The organism is Salana multivorans, from assembly GCF_003751805.1.
In the GTDB taxonomy this organism is placed as follows: domain Bacteria; phylum Actinomycetota; class Actinomycetes; order Actinomycetales; family Beutenbergiaceae; genus Salana; species Salana multivorans.
The window spans coordinates 2,524,630-2,549,357 of the sequence record NZ_RKHQ01000001.1 but is presented as its reverse complement, the minus strand read 5'-3'; the positions used below and the strand labels follow the sequence as shown (position 1 = coordinate 2,549,357).

General features: G+C 73.9%; 18 protein-coding genes and 1 other RNA gene. 6 read left to right on the top strand and 13 right to left on the bottom strand.

Annotated features, from left to right (window positions below):
• Nucleotides 1–56 precede the first annotated feature (56 nt).
• Genes EDD28_RS10920 through EDD28_RS10905 form a run of 4 tightly spaced genes read left to right on the top strand, consistent with a single transcriptional unit; the run spans nt 57 to nt 4,884 of the window.
• Entirely contained in the window at nt 57–485 is a 429-nt protein-coding gene (locus EDD28_RS10920; protein ID WP_123739627.1) for a GPW/gp25 family protein, read from the top strand.
• Between the two features lies 1 nt (nt 486).
• The gene (locus EDD28_RS10915) at nt 487–2,436 is read left to right on the top strand and encodes a putative baseplate assembly protein (RefSeq protein WP_123739626.1); all 1,950 of its coding nucleotides are present in this window, start codon (nt 487–489) and stop codon (nt 2,434–2,436) included.
• Complete coding sequence (locus tag EDD28_RS10910; RefSeq protein WP_123739625.1) at nt 2,426–2,986, top strand: phage tail protein; 561 nt, start codon at nt 2,426–2,428, stop codon at nt 2,984–2,986. The genes EDD28_RS10915 and EDD28_RS10910 overlap by 11 nt, the downstream gene beginning before the upstream one ends.
• Nucleotides 2,983–4,884 (top strand): NADase-type glycan-binding domain-containing protein, encoded by a 1,902-nt coding sequence (locus EDD28_RS10905; protein ID WP_123739624.1) that lies wholly within the window; start codon nt 2,983–2,985, stop codon nt 4,882–4,884. Before EDD28_RS10910 ends, EDD28_RS10905 begins: the two co-directional genes overlap by 4 nt.
• A gap of 84 nt (nt 4,885–4,968) precedes the next feature.
• Here the strand turns inward: EDD28_RS10905 and EDD28_RS10900 are convergent, their stop codons facing one another.
• Both EDD28_RS10900 and EDD28_RS10895 read right to left on the bottom strand, forming a co-directional pair.
• Nucleotides 4,969–5,574: an eCIS core domain-containing protein gene (locus EDD28_RS10900; protein ID WP_123739623.1), complete on the bottom strand. Its 606-nt coding sequence runs from the start codon at nt 5,572–5,574 to the stop codon at nt 4,969–4,971.
• Nucleotides 5,575–5,704: 130 nt separating this feature from the next.
• Nucleotides 5,705–8,626 (bottom strand): BTAD domain-containing putative transcriptional regulator, encoded by a 2,922-nt coding sequence (locus EDD28_RS10895; protein ID WP_123739622.1) that lies wholly within the window; start codon nt 8,624–8,626, stop codon nt 5,705–5,707.
• 258 nt (nt 8,627–8,884) lie between these two features.
• Here EDD28_RS10895 and EDD28_RS10890 point away from each other — a divergent pair, with 258 nt between their 5' ends.
• Complete coding sequence (locus EDD28_RS10890; protein ID WP_123739621.1) at nt 8,885–9,853, top strand: FUSC family protein; 969 nt, start codon at nt 8,885–8,887, stop codon at nt 9,851–9,853.
• A gap of 135 nt (nt 9,854–9,988) precedes the next feature.
• Here the strand turns inward: EDD28_RS10890 and EDD28_RS10885 are convergent, their stop codons facing one another.
• The 6 genes from EDD28_RS10885 to EDD28_RS10860 form a co-directional block, all read right to left on the bottom strand.
• On the bottom strand, nt 9,989–12,088 hold the full coding sequence (locus EDD28_RS10885) for an Ig domain-containing protein (RefSeq protein ID WP_123739620.1): 2,100 nt from the start codon (nt 12,086–12,088) through the stop codon (nt 9,989–9,991).
• Nucleotides 12,089–12,371: 283 nt separating this feature from the next.
• On the bottom strand, nt 12,372–13,625 hold the full coding sequence (locus tag EDD28_RS10880; RefSeq protein ID WP_170169436.1) for an N-acetylmuramoyl-L-alanine amidase family protein: 1,254 nt from the start codon (nt 13,623–13,625) through the stop codon (nt 12,372–12,374).
• A gap of 201 nt (nt 13,626–13,826) precedes the next feature.
• Nucleotides 13,827–14,194: a transfer-messenger RNA gene (gene ssrA, locus EDD28_RS10875) on the bottom strand.
• A 137-nt stretch (nt 14,195–14,331) separates the two neighbouring features.
• The gene (locus EDD28_RS10870; protein ID WP_123739618.1) at nt 14,332–14,736 is read right to left on the bottom strand and encodes a DoxX family membrane protein; all 405 of its coding nucleotides are present in this window, start codon (nt 14,734–14,736) and stop codon (nt 14,332–14,334) included.
• A 145-nt stretch (nt 14,737–14,881) separates the two neighbouring features.
• Nucleotides 14,882–15,400, bottom strand: coding sequence for an SsrA-binding protein SmpB (gene smpB / locus EDD28_RS10865; protein WP_123739617.1), 519 nt, complete (start codon nt 15,398–15,400; stop codon nt 14,882–14,884).
• 71 nt (nt 15,401–15,471) lie between these two features.
• Nucleotides 15,472–16,098, bottom strand: a complete 627-nt coding sequence (locus EDD28_RS10860) for a TetR/AcrR family transcriptional regulator (RefSeq protein WP_123739616.1) — start codon at nt 16,096–16,098, stop codon at nt 15,472–15,474.
• A gap of 80 nt (nt 16,099–16,178) precedes the next feature.
• Between EDD28_RS10860 and EDD28_RS10855 the strand changes: the two genes are divergently transcribed.
• Entirely contained in the window at nt 16,179–17,654 is a 1,476-nt protein-coding gene (locus EDD28_RS10855) for an MFS transporter (RefSeq protein WP_123739615.1), read from the top strand.
• A gap of 101 nt (nt 17,655–17,755) precedes the next feature.
• On the opposite strand, the gene EDD28_RS10850 is transcribed toward EDD28_RS10855, so the two are convergent.
• From EDD28_RS10850 to ppdK, 5 genes are all read right to left on the bottom strand, one after another.
• Nucleotides 17,756–18,460 (bottom strand): DUF6882 domain-containing protein, encoded by a 705-nt coding sequence (locus tag EDD28_RS10850; RefSeq protein ID WP_123739614.1) that lies wholly within the window; start codon nt 18,458–18,460, stop codon nt 17,756–17,758.
• Nucleotides 18,460–19,920: a M23 family metallopeptidase gene (locus EDD28_RS10845; protein ID WP_123739613.1), complete on the bottom strand. Its 1,461-nt coding sequence runs from the start codon at nt 19,918–19,920 to the stop codon at nt 18,460–18,462. Before EDD28_RS10845 ends, EDD28_RS10850 begins: the two co-directional genes overlap by 1 nt.
• Before the next feature lie 10 nt (nt 19,921–19,930).
• Nucleotides 19,931–20,857 (bottom strand): permease-like cell division protein FtsX, encoded by a 927-nt coding sequence (gene ftsX, locus EDD28_RS10840; protein WP_211339166.1) that lies wholly within the window; start codon nt 20,855–20,857, stop codon nt 19,931–19,933.
• Complete coding sequence (ftsE, locus tag EDD28_RS10835) at nt 20,854–21,672, bottom strand: cell division ATP-binding protein FtsE (protein WP_123739612.1); 819 nt, start codon at nt 21,670–21,672, stop codon at nt 20,854–20,856. Before ftsE ends, ftsX begins: the two co-directional genes overlap by 4 nt.
• A gap of 257 nt (nt 21,673–21,929) precedes the next feature.
• A complete protein-coding gene (gene ppdK / locus EDD28_RS10830; protein ID WP_123739611.1) occupies nt 21,930–24,704 on the bottom strand; it encodes a pyruvate, phosphate dikinase in 2,775 nt (924 codons plus the stop codon).
• Between the last annotated feature and the right edge of the window lie 24 nt (nt 24,705–24,728).

Here is a 24,728-nt window from a genome sequence, read left to right as displayed (position 1 = left end):
CACGCGGACGCCCCCACCACCGACACGAACGACGGGACGGAGAGGAGGACGAGGAGATGGCACGGGAGTTCATCGGCTCCGGCTGGGCCTACCCGGTCGGCACGGACGCCACGGGACGGATCGCGCTGTCGCGGGAGTCGCACGAGATCGAGGAGAGCATCCACCTCATCCTCGGCACCGCGAAGGGCGAGCGGCCCATGCGGCCGGAGTTCGGCTGCGGCGTCCACGACTACGTCTTCGCGCCGGCCGACGCCACGACGGCCGGCGCGATCGCCGACGCCGTCCGCGTCGCCCTGGAGTGGTGGGAGCCCCGGATCACGCTGGCCGACGTCGTCGTCCGGCTCGACCGCGCGACGGAGGGCGTCCTGCTCATCGAGATCCACTACACCGTGCGCGGCACCAACGACCCGCGCAACCTCGTCTTCCCGTTCTACACGATCCCGTCGGAGCCATCCCGCGCGACGCCCGACCCGGCTGGAGGCTGACGTGCTGCCAACCCCGAACCTCGACGACCGCCGGTTCCAGGACATGGTCGACGACGCGAAGCGCTACGTGCAGCAGCGCTGCCCCGAGTGGACCGACCACAACGTGTCGGACCCGGGCGTCACCGTCATCGAGACGGTCGCGTCGATGGTGGACGAGATGTTCTACCGGCTCAACCGGGTCCCCGACCGGCTCTACCTGGAGTTCCTCCAGCTCCTCGGCGTGCGGCTGCACCCGGCGACCGCGGCCGTCGCCGAGGTCGTCGCGTGGCTCTCGGCTCCGCAGACGGAGGACGTCCTCGTCCCCGCGGGGCTCGAGCTCGCGACGCCGGGCGTCGACGCCGGCGACGCCGTCGTCTTCACCACGACGCGCTCGCTCACGATCCCGCCGCGCTCGCTCGCCCACGTCATGACGCAGGCGAGCGGCGACGACGCCGGCCCGCCGGTGTCCCGGGACGACGCGCTGCGCGACGGGCAGCACGTCCCGGCGTTCTCGCCCGAGCCGGTGATCGGCGACACCCTCCTGTTCGGGCTCGACGACCCCGCCCCGAGCTGCGCCGTCCTGCTCCACCTGGCGTGCGAGGTCCAGGGGGTCGGCGTCGACCCGCGCTACCCCCCGCTCGTCTGGGAGGCGTGGACGGGATCGTGGACGCCGTGCGAGGTCGTCGAGGACGGCACCGGCGGGCTCAACCGGACGGGCGACGTCGTCCTCCTGCTGCCCCCGACGCACACCGCCAGCGTCATCGCGCAGGTGCGGGCCGGGTGGCTGCGCTGCCGCGTCGTCGAGGCGGACGAGGGCTACCCGACCTACACCGCGAGCCCGACGCTGCACCGCGCGGTCGCCTCGACCGTCGGCGGCACGACGGAGGCCGTGCACGCGCGCACCGTGACGGACGAGGTGCTCGGCCTGTCCGAGGGCGTGCCGGGCCAGGTGTTCCGGCTGCAGCACGCGCCCGTGGTCGCCGGTCCGGCGCTCGTGCTCGAGGTCGCGGCCGGGCACGGCTGGGAGACCTGGCACGAGGTCGACTCCTTCGCCAGTCACGACGGCGACGACGGCGTGTTCACCGTCGACCGGGCGAACGGGCTCGTCGAGCTGGCCCCCGCCGTCCGGGAGCCCGACGGCAGCGTCCGGCTCTGCGGCGCCGTGCCGCCCAAGGGCGCTCCGCTGCGGCTCGTCGGCTACCGCACGGGCGGCGGACCGGCGGGGAACGTCGCGGCCGGGGCCATCAGCGTCATGCGCACACCGGTGCCGTTCGTCGACCGGGTGGAGAACCGGCGCGTCGCGCACGGGGGCGTCGCGGCGGAGACCGTCGCCGAGGTGCGCCGGCGGGGGCCGATGACGCTGCGTGTGCGGGACCGCGCCGTCACGACCGAGGACATCGAGGCGATCGCGTCGGCCGCGGCTCCCCAGATCGCGCGGGTCCGCGCGTTCACCGACGACGAGCCGGGCGCCGTGCGGGTGCTGCTCGTGCCGTCGGCGGTCCCCGACGAGGAGGGGGTGCTCCGGTTCGAGGACATGGTGCCGCAGGAGGAGGCGGTCGCCGCGATCGTCGAGGCGCTCGAGGAGCGGCGGACGGTCGGCGCACGGATCGTCGTGGAGCCCCCGTCCTACCAGGGCGTCACCGTGGTGGCCCGGCTGGCGGCGACGCTGCGCGCCGCCCCGGCGCTGCTGGAGCTCGAGGCGCTGCGCGCGCTCAACCGGTACTTCGACCCGCTCGTCGGCGGCCCGGACGGGACCGGCTGGCCGTTCGGCCGACCCGTGCAGACCGGCGAGGTCTACGCCGTCCTGCAGCGGCTGCCGGGGACCGACCTCGTCGAGGACGTCCGGCTGTTCGCGGCCGACCCGATCACGGGCAAGCGCGGCGAGCCGGTGCCGCGGATCGACATCGACCCCAACGCGCTCGTCTTCTCCTTCCGGCACCAGGTCCGGGTCGGCGGTCGCGATGCGCGGTGAGACCCCCGGCGTCATCAGCCCCGTCCCCGTGGTGGACCGCCTGCCGGCGATCCTCGCGGAGGACGACTTCCTCGCGCGCTACGTGAGCGGGCTCGACGACCTGCTCGCCCCGATCTACCTCACGCTCGACTCGCTGCACGCCTATGTCGACCCCGACCTGGCCCCGGAGGACTTCCTCCTGTGGCTCACGGGCTGGGTCGGCATCGAGCACGACCAGACGTGGTCGACCGAGCGCACCCGCGGCGCCGTGCGCTCGGCCGCGTCCCTGCACCGCTGGCGCGGCACGCCCCGCGGGGTCGCCGAGGCCGTGCGGCTCGCGTTCGACGGGGACGTGGAGGTCCACGACTCCGGCGGCGTCGTCGGCTCGATGAGCCCGCGGGGCGAGCTGCCGGGCAGTGCGACGCCGGGGCTGCGGGTCGTCCTGCGGGTGCCCGACGCCTCGCGCGTCGACCCACGACGGCTGGACGCGCTCGTGGCGTCGGTCAAGCCGGCGCACGTGCCCCACACGTGCGAGATCAGGGAGCTCGGGACCGAGGAGGCAGGGACATGAGGGTCTGCGTTGAGTGCGGCTTCCGCAACGAGGCCGACGAGGCGTTCTGCGGCGGGTGCGGGGCGTACCTCGAGTGGGCCGAGGAGCCCGAGGTCCTCGAGGCGGGGGCCGTCGAGGGGAGCGAGGAGATCGCCGCGGTCGAGGGCGACGACGCGGTGGTCGAGGACGTCGCGGTCTCGGAGGTCGCGGTCGACGACGCCGGACTCGCCTGGCTCGCGGAGGACGACGACCCCGGGACCGTCGGATGGTCCGAGGGCGTCGAGGAGACCGGTGACCCGGTGAGCGAGCGAGCCGTCGAGGCCGTCACGGCCGCAGAGGCCGTCGAGGTCGCGTCGACGCAGTCGGTCGCCGCCGACCCGCCGGCGACGGCGTTCGCGGCGGCGATCGAGGAGAGCGACGACGAGGACGTGCCGCTCCCCCGCGGCGCGGCCGGCCTCGGGGTGGGGGCCGAGACCGGGAGCGGCGCGGGGGCAGCGGGGGACGTCGAGGGACGCGGTGCCGGCGAGGCCTCCGACGTCGGGGCCGCGGCGGCCGGCAGCGCAACGGGCTCGGCCGCGACGACGGGCGCGGCGGAGCCGGACGCCCCCGCCGAGGCGGCGAGACCGGCCGCGGCAGCCGGCCCGGCGGCCTCCGCGGGCACCGCGGCCACCCCCGGTCCGACGCACGAGTCGCCGCCCCCCGCCGCGACGACGGCTCCGGCCCCGTCCCCGGACGACCCGGCCCCCAAGCCCGCGGAGACGCCCGCGCCCGCCCCGATCGCCGCACCGGCCCCGACCGCCGCGCCAGACCCGACGTCCGCTGCGGCGAAGCTGGTCCCCCCGCCGCGCTCCGCGTCCGCAGCCACGTCGGCGTCGGCGGCCGCGGCCAAGCTCGTCCCACCGGCCAGGCCCGTCGTCCCGGCGAAGCCCGCGGCGCCCTCGCCGGCCGCGGCGACGCGCAAGGCCGCCCGGGCGGCGACCGCCGCGGCCGCGGTGCCACCGATCAGCCCGACGGCAGCAACGGCAGCCGCGGCGGCGAAGCGGGCGGCCGCCCCGTCGCTGGTCGCCCCGGTCCGGCCGGCAGCCCCCAAGCCGGGCAGCGTCGCGGCCGTCCAGCCCGGCCGGGCCAGGCCGAAGCCGCCGCCGCGTCAGGCGAAGGCGGACGAGCCGCCGCCGGCCCCCGGCGACCTCATCTGCGGGTCGTGCGGCGCCGGCAACGTCCCGACGCGCAAGTTCTGCCGCCGCTGCGGGAACAGCCTGGCGGAGGCCAGGGTCCAGCCGCGTCGCTCGTGGTGGTCGCGGCTGTGGCGGCCCGAGCCGAAGGCCGGACCCGTCGCCGGGACCCGACCGAAGGTGCGCCGGCGCCGGTTCCCGACCCGGGCCGTCGTCACGCTCGGCGTCCTCGGTGTGCTCGTCTTCGTCGGCTTCCTGTTCCGCCCCGAGCTGGCGAAGCTGGTCGTGGCCGTGCAGGACCGGATCGCGGGGAACGAGGCGATCAACCAGGTGTCGGTGACGGCGTCGTCGGCCGCGGCCGGGCACGAGGCCGACCTCGCCCGCGACGGGACGACGAACCTCTCCTGGCAGCCCGAGGCGACGGGGGCCGGGGCCGGGGAGTACCTCGACTTCACGTTCGCCGAGCCGTTCCGGCTCACCCGCGTCCTGGTCATCCCCGGTGCGTCCGACGTCGAGGCCGAGTACCTCACGACGGCCGCGCCGCAGCAGCTCACGATCACCGTGACGACCTCGGCCGGGACCCAGCAGGACTTCACGATGACGCTGGAGGACCGGGTCGGGCTGCAGCACACGGCGATCGAGGCCGACGACGTCGTGGCCGTCCGGGTCACGATCGACCAGAGCTACCGCGCGAGCGACACGATGCACGTCGCGCTGGCCGAGGTGGAGTTCCGCGGCCGCACCTGACCACGCCGCACCGTCGCACCACCTCCGACATCGGGGTGGATCCAGTCGTGATTCACGATCGGACCCACCCCGGTATCGGAGGGGCTACTCCTGCAGCTCCTCCTCGGGCGCCTCCTCCTCCTGACGCTGGACGGCCATCGCCGCCTCGGCGTTCGCGGCGGCCGCCAGCTCGAAGGAGTCCCCGGGGTCGCTCACCCGCACGCCGTTGCCTGCGTCGGAGCCGGCGACCGGCCCCGACCGCTGCTGGATGACGTGCGTCAGCTCGTGCGCGATGGTCGTCCGCCCGGCGCGCGAGGACGGGTCGAACGCCTCGCGCTGGAACACGACGTCGCTGCCCACCGTGTAGGCGCGCGCGCCGACGGAGCGGGCGGAGTCGTGCGCGCGCGCGTCGGTGTGGATGCGGACGTCCGAGAAGTCGGCTCCGAGCCGCGTCTCCATGTCGCGGCGCAGCCCGCTCTCCATCGGTGACCCGCCACCGCGTCCCACGACGTCGAGCACGGGCGAGCGCTCCTCCTCGAGCATCCCGGCGACGGCGCCGTTGCCAGCCTCCCGCTGCAGGCGCAGGATCCCGCTCGCGCCGAGCACGCCCGGGGGCGCCGCGTTGGCGTGCTCCCCACCCGCCGGACCCGCGCGCCGCACCGGCGCGACCGACGTGACGTGCTGCTGCGGATCGAGCTCGTGGGCATACATGGGGCGCCTCCTCGTCGAGTCCCCCTATTGCAGCGCCGAACCGCTCGGTCGCGGGAGCCCGTCGCCCCAAGACGCATCGAAGCCTGCCCGAACGCGCACCGCCGTCGTCGCGCCGTCCCGGACGGGACCGTCACGGACCGGCGGGTCGCGCCCCCGCGGGCCGCGCCCCGCGCTCGGGCGCCGGTGCCAGCTCCGCCGCCCCGTCCCGCCCGGCCACGATGCCGCCACCGGTCCGCACCGCCGACGGGTCGCGCTCATCGATGCCGAGCGAGCGGAGCACCTCCCGGTAGGACCGCCGCACCCGCTGCGCCGACGCGCGCTCGCCCGAGAGCGTGAGCGCCGCGATGAGCACCCGCCACGCGTTGTCCCGCCACTCGTCCAGCTCGATCGCGCGCGACGCGGCCTCGGCCGCCGCGACCGGCTCCCCCGCTCGGAGCAGCAGCGCGGCGAGCGAGGTCGCAGCCCCCGCCACCTGCTGGCGCAGCCGGTCCCGCGGCCCGAGCACCCACTCGGCGGACCCGGCCTCGGGCAGCAGCTCGCCGGGGTAGGCCGCGAGCGCCCGGCTCCACGCGCGGCGCGCCAGCTCGTCGTCGTCGCGGCTCGCCGCGTACTCCCCCGAGCGAAGGGCCGCCTCGAGCTCGAGCAGGTCGCAGCTCGCCCCCTCGCCGAGCCGCAGCACGTACGACTCGCCCTCGCGCTGGAGCAGCCGCCGACCGAGGCCGGGCTCGACCTCGTTGAGCAGCCGGCGCACGGCCGAGACCGCCACGTGGAGGTTGTGCGTCGCCGACTCGGGCGAGAGGTCGAACCAGAGCGCCTCGACCAGCCGCTCGCGATGGACGACGTGCCCGGCCTCGATCGCGAGCAGGCGCAGCAGGTTCCGCGCGCGAGGGCGCAGCCGGGTCAGGTCGACCACGCGCCCGTCGGCGCGCAGCTCGAACGGCCCGAGGCAGCGCAGCCGGACCCCGGTCTCCGCGACCGGGCGGGCCGCGAGCGCGCCGGCCGTCGGCGCACCGGTCGGCGCCGTCGGGGTGGGCGACACGAGGGCCGACGGGACGCGGGCGCTCGCGCCCGCCGCGATCTCGGTGACGCGGCCGCGGCCGGCGACGGGGCGTCGCTCGCGCACGTCGCTCGCGCCACCGCCGCCGTGCTCGACGACGCGCGGGACGGCCGGTGCCTCGGTGCCCGCCCAGTCCTCGGGCGGCAGCTCGGCGACGAGCCGCCACGCCGTCGTTCGCGCGGCGGCCACCCGGCACGTCTCGGCGACGAGCGGGAGCCCCCGCTCGTGCCACGCGGCCGCCAGCTCGAGCCAGCGCTGGGAGTCGTCCTCGTCGCGGCGCATCGCGCACAGCTCCGCGACGCTCGACACGACGAGCGGCCCCCAGGCGTCGGAGGCCTCCTGTCCCCACCGGCGCAGCCGCCCGACGGCCTCGCGCCACCCCGGCGTCCCGTCGACGGCGAGGACGACGGTCTGTGCCAGCCGCTCGGTCCAGGCCAGGCCGAGCTCGTGCGCCTCCACCAGGATGCGGTCGGCCCCCTCGAGGAGCTGCTGGAGCGGCAGCGTCCGGTCGAGCAGCAGCGCGGCGAGCGAGGCGAGCAGGCCGAGGCCGCGCCCGGCGCCGGGATCCTCGACGACCCGACCGAGCTCGTCGCGGGCCAGGTCCGCGTCCTGGCTGAGCCCGTGGACGAGGCCGGCGACGAACAGATCGGCCGGCCGGCCGGACGACGTCGGCGACGGCGCACCCTGGAGCGCCCAGCGCAGGCGGGTGCGCCACTCGACGTCGCCGTCGGGCTGGGCCGTGATCGTCCGGGCGCTCCCCCAGGCCACCAGCGAGCCGCGCAGCCGGGCGAGCCGCGGGTCCGCCCCCGCGTCGAGCTGCTCGATGAGCGAGCCCGCCGTGGTGAGCGCGCCGTCCGCCATCGCGCGGGACAGGCGGGCGAACAGCCGAGCGTGCGGCGTCGCGTCGTCGGGGAGCGCCTCGTCCCAGGGCTCGGCGGCTCGCGCACCGTGCCACAGCGCGGCGTCGGGGCGCTCGGTCAGTCGCCGGACCGAGACCGCGTCGCCGCCCCGGCCGTAGCACAGGAGGGCGCCGGGCACGTCGCCGTCGGCCTCGAGCACCGCGCCGCCGGCGAGGAACCACTCCCGCGCCCCCGCGCGGCCGAGGTCGCGGGCGTGCGTCGCGCGCAGGTAGCGCCGCAGCGGGCCGGGCAGCCGCAGCCCGGCCGAGGTGCGGGCCGCCGGCAGCGAGGGGCGGCGCTCGAGCCGGTCGAGCGTCGCGGCGTGGTCGCCGGCGCCGAGCAGGGCGTCCAGTCGCGCCGGCGTCAGGTGCTCGAACACCGATCCCCAGCGCAGCAGCGCGAGCTCCTGCGTCGAGCAGCCGGTGAGCAGGACCTGCTCGGCGTAGCCGGCGAGGAACCAGGGCTCGTGGACGAGCGAGCGGACGGCGCGGCTCAGCTCGGCCGGGAGGTGGGCCGCCGTGCCGGCGTGGAACAGCTCGAGCGCCGCCGGCCAGCCGTCCGTCACGCGGGCGAGCAGGTGGACGTCCTCGGCTCCGAGCGGCGTGCGATGCACCTCGCGGAAGAGCCGGTCGACCTCGTAGGGACGGAACGTGAGATCGACGCCGCCGATCACGCCCGAGATCATCCGGCCGGCGTTGACGAGCAGGCAGGAGGGCACGACGGCCACGGCGATGACCACCTGGACCTCGGGCGGCAGCAGGCGCACGAGCCGTTCGAGGTCGCGCTCGTGGTCCGGGTGGTCGGTCAGGCGGTCGCCGTCGTCGATCGTGACGAGCCACGGACCGGACAGGCCGGTGACCGCGTCGACGACGGCGGCGAGCGTGAGCTCCAGCTCGTCGCCGTTCGCGTGCCAGCGGAGGTTCCCGTCGTCGTGCGCGACGACGCGGGCGGTCGGCACGCCGTCCGCACCGGCGGCATCGACGAGCTGCCCGAGCAGCGTCGACTTCCCGCTGCCGGCGGTCCCGACGACGAGCGCGACCCCCGGGTCCATCTCGGCGACGCGACGCAGCAGGCGCGGTCGCACGAGCGACCGCACCGGGGCTGCTCGGTACCTCCACGAGCGAGGTGACTCACTGCCCAGCACTTGATTCCCAACGACAGCGCCTGCGGCCTGGGTGCTGCCCCAACGACCGCAGGCCGCAGCGGTCGGCACTCAGCATCCTTCCAGGGTCAACCCCGCGGTGCTACTAGGGAAAACCCTCACCGTGGCCCGTTCGGCCGCACGTTCGCGCTTGACTTCGGGCCGCGTGCGTGCCGGCACCGGGCGCCGCGCGACGCGTCCTAGCCTTGGCCCATGGCTGCGAGCTCGCGCGAGGTGCTGGTCCGGGCGCTCACGGCCGCGCTCCTCGTCCTCGTGCCGGTCGTGGCGGTCTCGCTCTCCCCGTGGCGCGACGCGACGGGTCTGCTCGTGCTCAGCCTGCTGCCGACGCTCACGGCGCTGGCGGCCGGGCCGCGGGCGACCACGGCCGCCGCGCTCGCCACCGGCCTCACGGGCTTCCTCGCCGTGCTCGCGGCGGGCGCGTTCGCACCGGTGACGGGGACACTGCTCGTGGTCGTGCTCGCCTACCTCACGGCGACGGTCTCGCCGCGCGGCTACCACGCCGTCGGCGCGGCGACGATCGCGTTCGCCGCGTACCTGCTGGTCGACCCGTCCCGCGTCGTCGAGGTGCTCGACGCGCAGGCGCCGCGTCTCGCGGTCGCCGCCCTCGTCCTCGGGACCACCGTGCTGGCGGGAGCGTGGGCGCTGCTCGTGCGCGCCGTCCTCCTGCGCGGGATCCGCCTCCCGATCCGCACGGCACCGGCGACGCTCCCCTACGGGGTCCTGCTGGCGGCGCTGTGCGGGGCGTTCATGCTCGTCTGCCTCGTGTGGTTCCGCGGCACGAACGCCTGGTGGGCCGTCATGACCGTTGCGCTCATCCTGCAGCCGACCCACGCGGACACGCGGACCCGGCTCGGCGGCCGCATCGCCGGCACGATGCTCGGCGGGACGGCGGCCGCGCTCGTCGCGATCGTGCTCCCGGGCGTCGGAGCCGCCACCGTGCTCGGGGTGCTCGCGGCGCTGGCGTCCGTCGTCCTGACGCTGGCGGGCGGCGCCTACTGGCTGTGCACGACGGCGACGACGATCTCCGTCGTGCTGCTGACCTTCGAGCCGTCGGACCGGCTGGCCGGCGACCTCGCGCGCGTCGGCATCACCCTGGTCGCGGCCGGGGTCACGGCCGGGGCGGTGTGGCTGGCCGCCCGGCTCGCACCCGTCCCCGACTGACGGCGGGGCCGACCGAGGTCGCGACCGCCGCGCGGCGCCGGTCTCCGGCACCGGGTCGGGGTGTCGGCGCGGACCGGGACGACGACGGCCGGCCCCCGGGGGGGCCGGCCGCGTCGAGCCTCCGTCGGCTCCGTGCTACCGGAGCGCGCTGCGACGACGCTGAGCCATGAGCCCCAGCGCGCCGACGACGAGCAGCAGCACCGCCACGAGCGCGGGGACGGCCGGCGAGACACCGGTGTTCGAGAGGTCGCCGGCGGTCGGCGAGGTCGAGGGCGAGGGCGACGTCGTCGAGATGGACGGCGAGGCCGAGGCCGACACCGACGGGCTCGGTGCCGGAGCGACCGTTCCCGTGAGCTCGATGCTCGTCGGCTCGCCGAACCCGTTGCTCGCCGTGATCGTGAACGAGTAGGTGCCCGGCGTCGTCGGGCTGCCGAGGAAGGCACCCGTGACGGGATCGAGCGTGACGCCCGGGGGCAGCGCGCCAGCGGTCACGGCGTAGGTCGGCGCCGGCACGCCGGACGCGGAGACCGAGCCGCCGGCCGGCTGACCGACGACGAACGCGTCCGGACCGCCGGTGACCGCACCGGGGGCGACGCCGACGACACCGCTGACCACCAGGTCGTCGGTCCCGGCGGCGTTCGTCGCGCGGAGCGTGAACTCGTAGGGGCCGGGCTGCGTCGGCGTCCCGCTGACGATCCCGGTGGCGGGGTCGAACTCCAGGCCCTCCGGCAGCTCACCGGCGACCAGCTCGTAGGTCGGCGCGAGGACGCCGGTCGCGGTGAACGTGACCTCGACCGGGACGCCGAGCTCGACGGGACCGAGGCCCCCGTTCGCCCACTGCGGCGCGGCGGGCTGGGCGCAGGTGTAGCCGCTCAGCGCGGCGGAGCTCGCCGAGGACGACCCGGCCGCGTTGGTCTGGGTCACGGTCACGGTCAGCTCGCTGCCGGGGGACGCGACGAGGAAGCACGTCTCGGCGGTCTCGCCCTCGAGCGGGGTGCTGACGCCGTCGACGGTGCTCACCCACTGGAAGGCGGTCCCGGTGATCGGCGACCCGCCGTCCGTCCAGGTGCCCGGGTGCGCGGTGACCGTCTCGCCCTCGGCGACCGTCCCCGTGATGTAGGGCAGGCCGGCGTTGATCGGGGCCGTCGGCTCGCTGAGCACGCGGAAGGAGCGCGTGACGGTCTCCGCGGCCACGTAGTCGACGCCGTCGCCCGGCTGGTTCGCCACGACGCTGCAGATGCCGGTCGTACCGGTGAGCGTCACGGTCGTGCCGGACACGGTGCAGACGCCCGGCGTGCCGGAGGCGAAGGAGACCGGGCCGCCCGGAGCGGTCGCCGCGACGTCGAACGGCGCGGCGCCGACGATCCGGTCCGGCAGCCCGTCGAACGCGATGGGGTTGGCCAGGCCGACCTTCACCGCGGCGTCGAGGTACATGTCCGAGCCGAGCGCCCAGCCCCCGCTCCGGTCGTAGGAACCGTTGACGAAGCGGAACCGGTAGGTGCCGTCGGCCGGAACGTCGAGGCTCGTCGTCGTCCAGCCCTGCGCCGTGCCGCGGCCGTAGGCGAGGAGCGTGTGATCGGCCTCGGTGCCGTAGCCCTCGCCGTCGACCCGGACGAGGAAGGCGTAGATCTCGTAGTCGTCGATCACGGCGTGCGCCGCCCAGTCGAACGACACCGCCTGGCCGACCTGCGCGTCGAACGGCTCGGTCCACACGTCCGGCCCGAAGGTGGAGCAGTAGGTCTCGACTCCCGTGGTGAGGTTGTTGCGGGTGCACTCGATCTGCGAGGCGAGCCACAGGACACCCGTCCGGCCGTCGTAGGTCTGGCCCGTCTGGGAGATGAAGTAGGTGGAGAGCGACTCCCGCTCGAGGCCCTCGCGCGCCCAGCCCGGCATCGTCCACTCGGACAGGCCGCCGTAGTCGCTGTCGGTGACGAACTCGTACGGGAGCTCGGTGCGCGAGTCGGTGCCGCGCACGGTGTAGGGGCCGATCCCGCTCGTCGCGACCGGCTTGCCCTGCGTCCGGCTGGCGAGGTTGCCGAGCTGGACGCCGGTCGTGCCGGGGGCCTCGAAGGCGATCGTGGTGATCGCGGCGGACGCGGGCTGGGCCGTGGCGACGAGCAGCACCGGCAGGGCGAGCAGCATGGCCACGAGGAGGGCGAGGAGGGAGCGGACCGATCCGCGGACCCCGGACGGGGCGAGCGCAGACCGATCGAGCGCGAAGGCGCGAGAAGACATGGGGGTCCCAAGGGGTTGTGCCGACGAGGTGCGCGACGTGGAGGTCGCAGGTGTGGAGCGACCACACTTCCGCCCGGAGCCGTGGCGGGACGCACGCTACAACCACGCGTTGTCGTGCCCGTTGATCCGTCCACATGTCGGATGCCGGGTTCTGATGCCCGACCCCATTGCGAGGTTTCACTATGAGGGCTTTTGGCATCGAAGGCAGTCGATGCGGGCCTATCGCGATCCTTCCGTTCCCGCCATCTACTCTCGAACCTAGTCGGACGCGACCGACCTGCCCCTAGCGGGACCAGCTCCACACGCCGCCCTCGCTGAAGTAGTTGAGGCGGCCGTCGATCCAGGTGGCACCCGTCGCCATGACCCCGTCGGCCTTGAGGTAGTACCAGAACCGTCCGGACTGGAGCCAGCCCGTCCTCATCCGTCCGGACTCCTCCAGGTAGTACCAGCTCCCACCGACGCTGACCCAGCCGGTGTGCATGTAGCCCGGCGAACCCGAGGAACCGAGCTGGCCGAGGAAGTACCAGTCGCGGCCCTGCTGCAACCAGCCCTGCCAGCCGCGGCCGGAGCCGTCCATGAAGTACCAGACTCCGCCGACGACGCACCAGCCCGTGCACATCCGGCCGTCGGCCCTCAGGTAGTACATCCCCCCGTCGGGCTCGGTCACCCAGGTGCTCGCCAGCATGGCGCCGTCGTCACGCCGGAGGTTGTACCAGGAGCCGCCGTCGCGGACCCAGCCCGATCGTCGGGCGCCATCCCGGTCGAAGAGGTACCAGCGTCCGTCGACCTTTGCCCACCCCGTCGCCATCGCACCGCTCGACGTCAGGTAGTACCAGCTTCCTGAGTCCTTGCGCCAGCCCGTCATCATCTGCCCGGACTCCGGCGAGAACCAGTACCACGCGCCGCTGATCCTCGCCCACCCGCGCTTGAAGAACCCCTGCTCGTTGGCGTGGATCCAGGCGTCTCCGACACGGGACCATCCGCCCCGCAGGAGCACGCCGTCGACCACCCAGGCGGCCCCCGACTCGCCCGTCCGGGTGTCGGTCACGGTGCCGAGCTCCAGGTAGGGCACGGAGCTCGGGCCGACCCACCAGCGCTCGGACTCGTAGGTGACCTCCACGCCCTCGTCGATCACGGTGACCTCGAGGTAGCCCCAGTCGCCGGCGCCGGACGTGACCGTCTGGCTGCCCGCCCGACCGGCCGAGCTCGGCTGATAGGTCCCCCACACGAGCCCCGTGAAGACGAGGGAACCACTCACGAGCTCGCTGCGGACCCGCAGCGACTCGATGCGCGGCTCGACGCCGCCGGTGATCTCCCAGCGCACCGTCACGGGCGACCCCGGTCCCACGCCCGAGGGGGTGATCTCCAGGTCGACCTGGTGCTCGCCCGCGGGCACGGCCTGCGCCTCGACGCGCCCGGCCGCCTGAGCAACCGGCTCACCGGGTGCGGCGGACGCCCCCGTCACCCCCGTACCGACGAACATCGCAGCCACGAGCGCGGCCACCGATCCAACCCTGGCCCACCGAACACCCGTCATGGCGAGACTCCCTTGCCCCGTCGTCATCGGCAACAAAAGCCGCGAGCGTCGGCCTCGTCGTCGGCGCCTGATGCTCAACCTAGGACCAAGCGTCCGCCCGCGCCAATTCCGCGAGACAACTCGCTCCATTTCTCCCCCGAATACGACGAGTGCCCGATCCCACGCGGTGGGATCGGGCACTCGGGGCGTCGCGAGACGCCGGGGTGGAGGTGGCGGGAATCGAACCCGCGTCCGACGGTGTGGAGCCAGGGCTTCTCCGGGTGCAGTCAGCTGCTGTTCTGCTCGGCCCCGGCGCTGTCGCTGACAACGCGCCGACGGGCCCAGTCATCTAGATGTCCCCGCAACCCCGATGACGAGGGCTACGGGCAGTGGCTCTCTAGGCGACGCCAGGACCCCGGTCGAGAGCTATCCGGGACTGACGGACTTCGAGGCTCGCTCAGGCGGCGAGGGCGAAGTCGGTGCGCTTGGAATCGGCACCTATTGGTTTGCGTGGAGCGTTATCGAGATAACCACGCATCCTCGACCCGCTTCCCCTGGCTGAACGGCCGTCGTCGAAACCGTTCACCCCCATGTGGAGTTGTCAATCGTCCGGGGCTCTCGCCCCGGCGTGCCGCCCCGAGGAGCGGACGTTCCATCCTACCTGGCCAACACCGCGGCGGCCAGGGGTATTTCCGCGCGCAGCTCGCGGACGGCGCGCGCCGGCGGCTCAGCGCTTGCGGAACGCGTCCAGCACGAGGGCGAGCCCGATGCCGAGGAGGAACACGTCCTTGGCCATCGCGATGCCCTGCTGCGTCGGGCGCACGCCGTCGAGCGTCGCGCCGGGGGTCTTGTGATACAGCCACAGCAGCGCGCCCGAGAAACCGGTCAGCCCGAGGCCGGCGATGACGCGCGGCACGAACGGCAGGAGCAGGGCCGAGCCGAGCGCGACCTCGGCCGAGGCCAGGAGCTTGCCGAACTCCGCCGGCGCCATCTCCTTGACCTGCGGGAACGCCTCCGCCGCCGCGGCCTGCAGCCCGGCGGCCGCCTCCTCCGTGAGGGAGAGCTTGCCGAGACCCGAGTTGAGGATGAACGCGCCGGACGCCAGTCGCAGCGGGACGTTACGCAGTGCCATGAGATGTCTCCTGGTGGATCGGTGACGGATTCCTCGCACCTCCAGTATCACCCGGATCGGCGGACCGAGACGGTCGATCCCGGCGCCGACGGCGCGACACCGGTCCCGCCGGAGTCGAGCGCCTCGTCCGCCGGCCGCCCGGGACTCAGGCGATCTCGCGGTGCCGGATGGCTCGGTGCGCCTCGCGCAGGTCCTGCTTCTCGCGCAGGGTCTGCCGCTTGTCCCACTCCTTCTTGCCGCGCGCGAGCGCGATCTCGACCTTGGCGTGCGAGCCGAGGAAGTACAGCTCGAGGGGCACGATCGTGTACCCCTTCTCCTTGGTCTTCGCGGCGAGCTTGAGGATCTCGGTCTTGTGCAGCAGGAGCTTGCGCTTGCGCCGCGGGGCGTGGTTGGTCCACGTCCCCTCGGCGTACTCGGCGATGTGGACGTGCTCGAGCCACGCCTCACCACGGTCGATCAGGACGAAACCGTCGATCAGCGACGCGCGCCCCGCCCGCAGCGACTTCACCTCGGTCCCCGTCAGCACGATCCCCGCCTCGTAGCGCGCGTCGACGTGGTAGTCGTGCAGCGCCTTCTTGTTGCGCGCCACGACCACCTTCGCCGGTCGCTCGCCCTTGGCGGCGGCAGCCTTCGCCGCGCGCTCGGCGTTCTTCATGCGGGACATGGTCAACCAGCCTAACGGGCCCCGCGGCGACGAGGCCCGTCCTTTTCCGTCGCGCCCACCGGCGCCGGACGTCAGGTGCCGGACGCGTCCCGGTCGGCGAGCTCGCGCAGGATGCCGACCTTGGTGGGCAGCGCCGTCTCCAGGAGCTCGCGCACGTCGGGCTCCTCCCAGTCGGCCGCGAGGCGGACGCCGACGAGGGTGTTGATGAGCATGCCGCCCGAGAGCACGTCGACGACGGCCTCCGGCGTCAGCCCGATCTCGTCCCGCAGCGTGCGGTACACCCGGATCCACCCGGCCCGGGCGATCGGCCCGATCTCGGGGTCGGCCCCCAGCATGAACGCCTGCATGAGGCTGAGCAGGATCCCCCGGTCACGCAGGAGGTCGACGTAGTTGCGCCCGACGCACGCCGCGAGCTCCTGCTGACCGGGGCTGGACCGGCCGACCTCGGCCGCGGCGCTCCGGAACGTCTCGAGCAGCCGATCGAGCGACCGCTCGAGCACCGCCTCGAAGAGCGCGGCCTTCGAGCCGAACATCCGCACGACGTACGGCTGGCTGACGCCCGCCGCGCGCGCGACGGCGTCGGTCGTCGCGCCGACGTAGCCGCGCTCCCCGAACACCTCGGCGGCCGCGCTGAGCACGAGCTCGCGGCGCTCGGACCCGCGCATCCGTGCCGGGGGCGTCGCTGCCGGGCTGCTCATGCTTGACAGGTTATCACCCGATTACTTACCCTCGCCTCGCAAGTAATCATCCGATTACCTCATCTAGTCCAGGAGCCCGCATGACCTCCCCCACCACGACCGACGGGCGGCGCGCGCCGTTCCTGCTCGTGATCCTCGCGACCGGCGTCCCGATGTTCATGGCCACGCTCGACAACCTCGTCATGACGAACGCGCTCCCCGTCATCCACGCCGACCTCGGGGCGAGCGTCGAGCAGCTCCAGTGGTTCGTCAACGCCTACACGCTCGTGTTCGCGAGCCTCATCCTGCTGGCCGTCGGGCTGGGCGACCGGGTCGGGCGGCGCACCGTGTTCGTCGCCGGGATCGCGGTGTTCGCCCTCGCGTCGGTCGGTGCGGCGCTGAGCACCGACCCCACCCAGCTCATCGTCGCCCGCGCCGTGCAGGGCCTCGGCGGTGCCGCCGTCATGCCGCTCTCGCTGTCCCTGCTCGCGGGCGCGGTCGAGCCGCGACGGCGACCGCTCGCCATCGGGATCTGGGGTGGCCTCGCCGGACTGGGCGTCGCCGTCGGGCCGCTCGTCGGCGGGGCCGTCGTCGAGGGCTGGAGCTGGCACGCGATCTTCTGGATCAACGTCCCGGTCGGGCTGCTCGCCATCCCGCTGGTCCTGCTCGTCCTCCCGGCCGGGAGCCGCTCACGGCTGCGGCTCGACCTCCTCGGCACGCTGCTGGCCGGGCTCGGCGTCCTCGGCATCGTCTACGGCATCGTCCGCGGCAACGAGGTCGGCTGGACCTCGGCGGAGGTCCTCGGCTCCCTCGTCGCGGGCGTCGCCCTCCTCGCCGCGTTCCTGGTCCACGAACGACGCACCGACTCACCGCTGCTGCCGCTGCGACTGTTCCGGGACCGCAGCTTCACGCTCGCGAACGCGGTCGGCCTCGGGTTCAGCTTCGGGATGTTCGGGGCGGTGTTCATCCTCATCCAGTTCCTCCAGGTCGTGCAGGGCGCGACCCCGCTCGAGGCCGCCGTCCAGACGACGCCGTGGACCCTGGCACCCGTGATCGTCGCGCCGATCGCCGGGCTGCTGGCCCCGCGGGTCGGCACGCGGGTGCTCATCGTCGTCGGGCTCGTGCTGCAGACGGCCGGGATGGCGTGGCTGGGGCTCGTCATCTCCCCCGACGTCGCGTACTCGACCATGCTGCCGGCGTTCATCGCCGCCGGCGTCGGCATGAGCCTCGTCTTCGCGCCGTCCTCGACCGCGGTGCTCGCGAACATCGGCGAGGCGGACACGGCGAAGGCGTCGGGAACCAGCTCGACGATGCGGGAGATCGGCACCGCGCTCGGCATCGCCGTGCTGACGGCGGTGTTCACGGGCGCGGGCGGCGAGCTGACCCCGACCGGGTACACCGACGCGGCCGGCGTCGCCGTCCTCGCCGGGGCCGCCGCACTGGCCGTCACGGCCGTCGTCGCGGTCTTCCTCCCCGCCGAGCGCGGAACGCCGCGGACGGCGCCGACGTCCGAGGAGCCGGGCCGACCGGACGCTGCGGTCGTCGCACCCGCACCCGCCGCCGTCGTCCCGGCCTGACCGGCCGCGGCCGCAACCCGATGTCGGGGTGGATCCGATCGTAAAACGCGACGCGATCCACCCCGGTATCGGACGAGGGGGTGAAGCCCGGCGCCGGGAGGCTAGGCGGTCGCCCCGCCCGGCCCCGCGGTCCCGCCCATCCGGACGAGCCGGCCGGCGTGGTCGACCTCGACGGTGAGGTCGCCGTCGGGCATGGTGAGCACCGACCCGTCCCAGCCGAGGCCGCGCAGCGTCGCGTAGCTCGCGAACGCCCGCCGGGCGTCGGTCAGCAGCCCGAGCTGCGCCGCCTCCCCCGCGATGCGCAGCGTGCGCAGGATGCCCGGCTCGGGCAGCGTCAGCCCCTCCCCCGTGAGCAGCAGGTAGACCCACTGGCCCGGGTTCGGCTGACCGCGGTAGCCGAACCAGTCGCCGGAGACCACCCGGCTGACGATCCAGATCCTCGTCGCGAGGTCCTGACCGTCCTCGTCACCGTCGGGGAACGGGATCTCTCCCGTCGTCAGCTCCGGGATGCCGTAGCGCTCACCGAGCTCGCGGACGGCGCGCGAGGCGCGCAGCACCGGCTCGGGGAAGCCGGCCGGGTTGGCCCAGCCCCACATCCACGTGCGCGGGGTCGGCGCCGTCGAGCCGAGGAGCTGGACGCCGAACACCCGCTCGCCCGTGGAGGGGCCGCTGAAGGTGAACGTGCCCCGCGCGAGGTCGACGTCCCACCGCGGCTGGTCCTCGAACCGGTCGGCCATGTGCGCCTGCACCTCGAGGGCCAGCAGCGCGCCGTCGCTGACCAGCGCGTCGAAGCCGGCCGACGTCATCAGTTCGACCTCGTCCAGCCCGCCAGCGACTCCGGGTTGATCGCGGTGCCGTTCTTCCAGACCTCGACGTGGACGTGGCAGCCCGTGACGTTGCCGGTCATGCCGGTGTAGCCGAGCACGTCGCCCTTGCCGATCCACTGGCCGTTGCTCACGTTGAACCGCGAGAGGTGGTTGTAGACCGTGACGTAGGAGTCCCCGTCGATGACCCCGTGGTCGATGAGCACCTGGTTGCCGTGCGTCCCGTTGCCCGCGGCCTTGCGCACGCCGACGACCGTCCCGGAGCCGGACGCGTACTGCGGGTTGCCGCAGGCCGAGCGGATGTCCGTGCCGTTGTGCATGTAGCGGCCGCCGTTGATCGGGTAGATCCGCATCCCGAACGGCGACGTCACGTGGAACGGGGCCGCGACCGGCGGCGAGAGGCCGGGGCCGGACGACGACGGGGGCGCGGCGCCTCCGCCACCGCCGCCACCACCGGTCGAGCCGCCACCGGAGCTGCCGCCCCCGCTGGAGCCCGAGTTCTGCTTCGCCGCCTCGGCGGCGGCGGCCGCCTCACGCTCCTCGCGCTCCTTGCGCTGGCGCTCGCGCTCGTCGGCCTGCTGGGCCATGAGGTCGTCGATCTGCGCCTTGAGGTCGGCGTCGTCGGCCTCGATCTGGTCCTGCTGCTGCTCGATCTGCGTCCGGTAGCTCTCGAGCTCGCTCGCCTTGGACGCGCGGTCGGCGCGCAGCGACGTCAGCTCGTCGCGGTGCTGCTGCGCCTCGTCGCGCGCCTCGTCGGCCGCGACGACGGCCTCCTGGGCCTCCACCTCGAGCTCGCCGATCCGCACGTTGACGGCGTCGAGGCGGGCCTGGGAGTTGCGCTGCTCGGCCGCGGTGTTCTCCAGGTCGTCGAGCACCTGGGTCTGGGAGCGCATCGCGAGGTCGTACGCGGAGGCACGCTCGGTGAACTCCTGCGGCGAGGCAGCGTCGACCACGAGCGCGATCGCCGACAGCCCGTCGGTGCCCCGGTAGGTCGACCGGGCCAGCTCGCCGATCTCGTCCTGCGTGCTCGCGATGTCGGCGTCCGACTGCGCGATCTCGTCCTCGAGCGTCGTGGCCTCGCTCTGCGCGACGGCGAGCCGGTCCTGGACGGAGTCGCGGTGCCGCTCGGCGGCCGCGAGGTCGTCCTCGGCCTGGGCAAGCTCGGCCTCGGCGATCGGGATCTCGCCGTCGAGCTGCGCGATCTCCAGGTAGACCGCCTGGAGGGAGGCGTCCGTCCCCTCGAGCTCGGAGGAGAGCTGCTCCTGCTTGTCCTGGTTCGCCTGGCGCTGGGACTCCAGGTCCTTGGTCTGGGACTGGAGCTGCTCGAGCTTGTCGGCGAAGGCGACACCGCCGGCGAGCCCGAGACCGATGGTCACGGCGAGGACGGCGGCGACGCGGCGCACGACGCGCGTGCGGCGGGGGGTGCGGGGGGTTCTGGTCACGGTCGGCTCCTCAGACCCTCGTGTACCGGGACAGGCTGACGATCGAGCTGACCGCGGCGATCGCGATGCCGATGACGGCGAGCCCCGGTGCGATCAGCCACACGTCGGCCGTCGATATGTAGTCGTTGACGATGTTCACCGAGCTCGACAGCCACTCCTCGACGCCGTAGCGCACGCCCAGCCACAGCGTGGTCGTCGCCAGCGCGGCGCCGACCAGCGCGGCGAGCGCGCCCTCGAGCATGAACGGGAGCTGGATGAAGAAGTTGGACGCGCCGACGAAGCGCATGATCTCGGTCTCCCGGCGTCTCGACATCGCCGAGAGCCGGATCGTCGTCGTGATGAGCAGGACGGCCGTCACCGTCATGACGGCCGCGAGGCCGATCGACAGCGCCGTCGCGCGGTTCATCACGAGGAACACCGGTTCCCAGATGGCGCGCAGGTCCTGGACGCTCTCGACGCCGGCGCGGCCCGAGACCTCGTCGGCGACCACGTCGATCTGCGTCGGGTCGGCGAGCTTGACCCGGAACGACGACGGCATCATCTCGACGGTCACGCGGTCGAACCAGTCCAGGTCGCCCACCTGCTTCTGGAGCGCGGTGTAGGCCTCCTCCTTCGTCTCGAAGTAGATCTCCTGGACGTAGGGGGCGAGGCCGTCGCTCTCGAGGATGCCGCGAACCTCGTCGATCTGGTTCTGCGACGCCTCGCCGCCGGCGCACGTGGCGACGATGGGCTTGTCGCGGTCGGGGCACATCCAGACGGTCAGCTCGACGCGGTCGTACCACTCGCCCTTGAGCTTGCCGATCTGCATCTGCAGCAGCGCGGCGGCGCCGACGAACGTGAGCGAGACGAACGTGACGAGGACGACCGAGATGGCCATCGGCAGGTTGCGGCGCAGCCCCTGGCCGAGCTCGCCGAGGACGAAGCGCAGCCGGGTCACGCGGCGCCCCCCTCGGTCTCGGGCGTGTGCTCCATGGTCTCCGCGAGCGTCGCGCCGGCCGGGATGGACCCGACGCGGCCCGCGCCCCCGGGACGGGCCCGGCCGCCGACGTCGGGATCGTCCAGGCCCTCGGCCGAGTCGTACGTCCCGTACTCCTGGTCGCGCACGACCTCGCCGTCGATGAGCTGGATGACGCGCTTGCGCATCTGGTTGACGATGTTCTCGTCGTGGGTGGCCATGACCACCGTCGTCCCCGTCCGGTTGATCCGGTCGAGGAGCTGCATGATGCCGGCCGACGTCGACGGGTCGAGGTTGCCCGTCGGCTCGTCGGCCAGGAGGATGGCGGGCCGGTTGACGATGGCGCGCGCGATCGCGACGCGCTGCTGCTCACCGCCCGACAGCTCGTGCGGGAGCCGCTTCTCCTTGCCGGAGAGCTTGACCAGCTCGAGCGTCTCGGGCACGTCGCGCGCGATGGTGTGCCGCGGCCGGCCGATCACCTGCTGGGCGAACGCCACGTTCTCGAACACGGTCTTGCCTGGCAGCAGGCGGAAGTCCTGGAACACGACGCCGATCCGGCGACGCAGGCCGGGGACCTTCCACTGCGAGAGCGCGGTGATCTCCCGGCCCGCCACGTACACGCGGCCGGACGTCGCCTGCTCCTCGCGCATGACGAGCCGCAGGAACGTCGACTTCCCCGACCCGGACGCCCCGACGAGGAAGACGAACTCCTCGCGCTCGATCTCGAGCGAGACCCGGTCGAGGGCGGGGCGCGCGCCCCGCTTGTAGACCTTGGAGACTCTGTCGAACCGGATCACGTGCTCTCTCTCGCCTAGACCGTGCGCGTGCCGGCCCCCGTCGATCGCGCGCGGGCCGTCTGCGTACCACGCGTACCAACGGACAGAAGGCCCAGGTCACCATAAGCACGCCTCGTGGCAGCCGTGCGGGAGGGCACGCCGATGACGGCCGACCCCGTGTGGTCGGGCCTCGCCGCGGCACGACGCGGGACGGCCCCGGCCGGGCGGCGCGATGCCGTCCGGCCGGGGCCGTCCCTGGAGGTGGTCGGCGGGGGTGGTCAGCGGGAGTCGCTGAGGCGCCCGCTCCCGGCCGCCTCGATCGCGGCGCGCCCCGCCTCGAGCCGGGCGACCGGCACGCGGAACGGCGAGCACGAGACGTAGTCGAGCCCGACGGCGTCGAAGAACCGGATCGACTCCGGGTCGCCGCCGTGCTCGCCGCACACGCCGAACACCAGCGACGGCTTGGCCTCGCGCGCCTCCTCGACGGCGATCCGGACGAGCCGTCCGACCCCGCGGGTGTCGATCGACTCGAACGGCGAGACCGTGAGCACGCCGTTGGCCGCGTACTGGGAGAAGAACGCGCCCTCGACGTCGTCGCGGGAGAAGCCCCAGGTCGTCTGCGTCAGGTCGTTCGTGCCGAAGGAGAAGAAGTCGGACGCCTCGGCGATCCGGTCGGCCGTGAGCGCCGCGCGCGGCAGCTCGAGCATGGCGCCGACCTCGAGGTCGATCTCGACGCCGCGCGCGGCCGACACCTCGGCCATGATCCCCTTCGCCGTGTCCCGGACCAGGTGGAGCTCCATGACGGAGGCCACCAGCGGCACCATGATCTGCGCCCGCGGGTCCCTCCCGGCCAGGAGCAGGTCGGCCTGCGCCTCGCAGATCGCCCGGATCTGCAGGGCGAACAGCCCGGGGACGACGAGCCCCAGCCGCACGCCGCGCAGGCCGAGCATGGGGTTGGCCTCGTGCATCCGGCGCACGGCGGCCAGCAGCTCCTCGTCCCGCTCGACCTCCTCGCCGCCCTCGCCGCGCTCGTGCGCGAGCGCCACGCGGACGCTCAGCTCGGTGAGGTCGGGCAGGAACTCGTGCAGCGGCGGGTCGATGAGCCGGATCGTGACCGGCAGCCCGTCCATCGCCTCCAGCAGCTCCGTGAAGTCCGCCCGCTGCAGCGGCAGCAGCTCGGCGAGCGCCGCCTCCCGCTCGACGTCGTCGGCGGCGAGGATGACGCGCTCGACGAGCTTGCGCCGGTCGCCGAGGAACATGTGCTCGGTCCGGGTGAGCCCGATGCCCTGGGCGCCGAGCGAGCGGGCGCGGCGCGCGTCCTCGCCCGTGTCGGCGTTGGCCTCGACGGCCAGCCGCCGGGTCTCGTCGGCGTGGTGGAGCAGCAGGTCGACCGCCTCGACGAGCGCGCGCGTGTCGGCGCCGGCGTCGCCGTCACCGGCCAGCTCCAGCGCGGCCTCCAGCCCGTCCGTCAGGTACGTCGTCACGGGCGACGGGACGACCGGGACCTCGCCGAGGAACACCTCGCCCGTCGCGCCGTCGATGGCGATGACGTCGCCCTCCTCGACCACCCGTTCCGTCGGACGCTCGCCGTCCCGGCCCCGCGCGGCGACCCGGAACAGGCGCTGCTCGGGGTCGACGTCGAGCGCGTCGGCCCCGACGACGCAGGTCCGGCCCATGCCGCGGGCCACGACGGCCGCGTGCGAGGTCTTGCCGCCCCTGGCCGTGAGGATGCCGTCGGCGGCGATCATCCCGGCGAGGTCGTCCGGGTTGGTCTCGCGACGCACCAGGATGACCTTCTCGCCGCGCTCCGCCCACGCCGTCGCCGTCTCGGAGTCGAACACGGCCCGGCCGACGGCGGCCCCGGGCGACGCGGACATCGCCTGGGTCAGCAGCACCTTGTTCGCCGCCCGCGGGTCGAACTGGGGGAACATGAGCTGGCTGAGCTGCTCCCCGCTCACCCGCAGCAGCGCCTCGTCGAGCGTGATGACGTGCTCGCGCTCGAGCTCGGCGGCGATCCGGAACGCGGCCGGCGCCGTGCGCTTGCCAACGCGGGTCTGGAGCATCCAGAGCCGGCCCTGCTCGACGGTGAACTCGATGTCGCACAGGTCGCGGTAGTGGTTCTCGAGCCGGCGCATGACGCCGCGCAGCTCCGCGTAGACGTCCGGGTCGATCTCCTCCAGCGCGGACAGCGACAGCGTGTTGCGGATGCCGGCGACGACGTCCTCGCCCTGGGCGTTCTCGAGGTAGTCGCCGTAGTCGCCGGGCCGCCCCGTCGCGGGGTCGCGCGTGAACGCGACGCCGGTGCCCGAGCGGTCGCCCAGGTTGCCGAACACCATGGTGCAGACGTTGACGGCCGTCCCGATGTCGTGCGGGATGCGCTCGCGGCGGCGGTAGAGCATCGCGCGCTCGGTGTTCCACGAGTCGAGGACGGCGACGATCGCCAGGTCGAGCTGCTCGCGCGGGTGCTGCGGGAAGTCGCGTCCCGTCTGCTCCTTGACGATCTCCTTGTAGCGCTGGGTGAGCGCGCGCATCGCCCCGGCGTCGAGGTCGGAGTCGCTGGCGGCACCGGCGGCGGCCTTCGCCGCGTCCAGCTCGGCCGCGAACAGGTCGCCGTCGATCCCGAGGACGGTCTTGCCGAACATCTGCACCAGGCGGCGGTAGGAGTCCCAGGCGAACCGCTCGTCCCCGGCCAGCTCGGCCAGGCCCTGCACGGACGCGTCGTTGAGGCCGATGTTGAGGACCGTCTCCATCATCCCCGGCATCGAGAACTTGGCGCCCGAGCGCACGGAGACCAGCAGGGGGTCGTGGAAGTCGCCCAGCCGGCGGTCCATCGCGGCCTCGAGCCGGCGCACGGCCTGCGTGACCTCGACCCGCAGGTCGGTCGGGACGCGGCCGTTGGCCAGGTAGTAGCGGCAGGCCTCGGTCGTGATGGTGAAGCCCGGCGGGACGGGGAGCCCCAGTCTCGTCATCTCGGCCAGGTTCGCCCCCTTGCCGCCGAGCAGGTCCTTCTGCTCCATGGACCCCTGCGCGAAGTCCTGCACGTACGTGACCACGAACGACCTCCTTGTCGCTGCCAG

Coding starts and splice junctions, on each gene's coding strand:
- EDD28_RS10860 (WP_123739616.1), bottom strand. CDS start 16,098: ATGAGCAGCCCGGCAGCGACGCCCCCGGCACGGATGCGCGGGTCCGAG.
- EDD28_RS10870 (WP_123739618.1), bottom strand. CDS start 14,736: ATGGCACTGCGTAACGTCCCGCTGCGACTGGCGTCCGGCGCGTTCATC.
- EDD28_RS10920 (WP_123739627.1), top strand. CDS start 57: ATGGCACGGGAGTTCATCGGCTCCGGCTGGGCCTACCCGGTCGGCACG.
- EDD28_RS10900 (WP_123739623.1), bottom strand. CDS start 5,574: ATGTATGCCCACGAGCTCGATCCGCAGCAGCACGTCACGTCGGTCGCG.
- smpB (WP_123739617.1), bottom strand. CDS start 15,400: ATGTCCCGCATGAAGAACGCCGAGCGCGCGGCGAAGGCTGCCGCCGCC.
- EDD28_RS10850 (WP_123739614.1), bottom strand. CDS start 18,460: ATGACGTCGGCCGGCTTCGACGCGCTGGTCAGCGACGGCGCGCTGCTG.
- EDD28_RS10880 (WP_170169436.1), bottom strand. CDS start 13,625: ATGACGGGTGTTCGGTGGGCCAGGGTTGGATCGGTGGCCGCGCTCGTG.
- EDD28_RS10890 (WP_123739621.1), top strand. CDS start 8,885: ATGGCTGCGAGCTCGCGCGAGGTGCTGGTCCGGGCGCTCACGGCCGCG.
- EDD28_RS10885 (WP_123739620.1), bottom strand. CDS start 12,088: ATGTCTTCTCGCGCCTTCGCGCTCGATCGGTCTGCGCTCGCCCCGTCC.
- EDD28_RS10910 (WP_123739625.1), top strand. CDS start 2,426: ATGCGCGGTGAGACCCCCGGCGTCATCAGCCCCGTCCCCGTGGTGGAC.
- EDD28_RS10905 (WP_123739624.1), top strand. CDS start 2,983: ATGAGGGTCTGCGTTGAGTGCGGCTTCCGCAACGAGGCCGACGAGGCG.
- EDD28_RS10855 (WP_123739615.1), top strand. CDS start 16,179: ATGACCTCCCCCACCACGACCGACGGGCGGCGCGCGCCGTTCCTGCTC.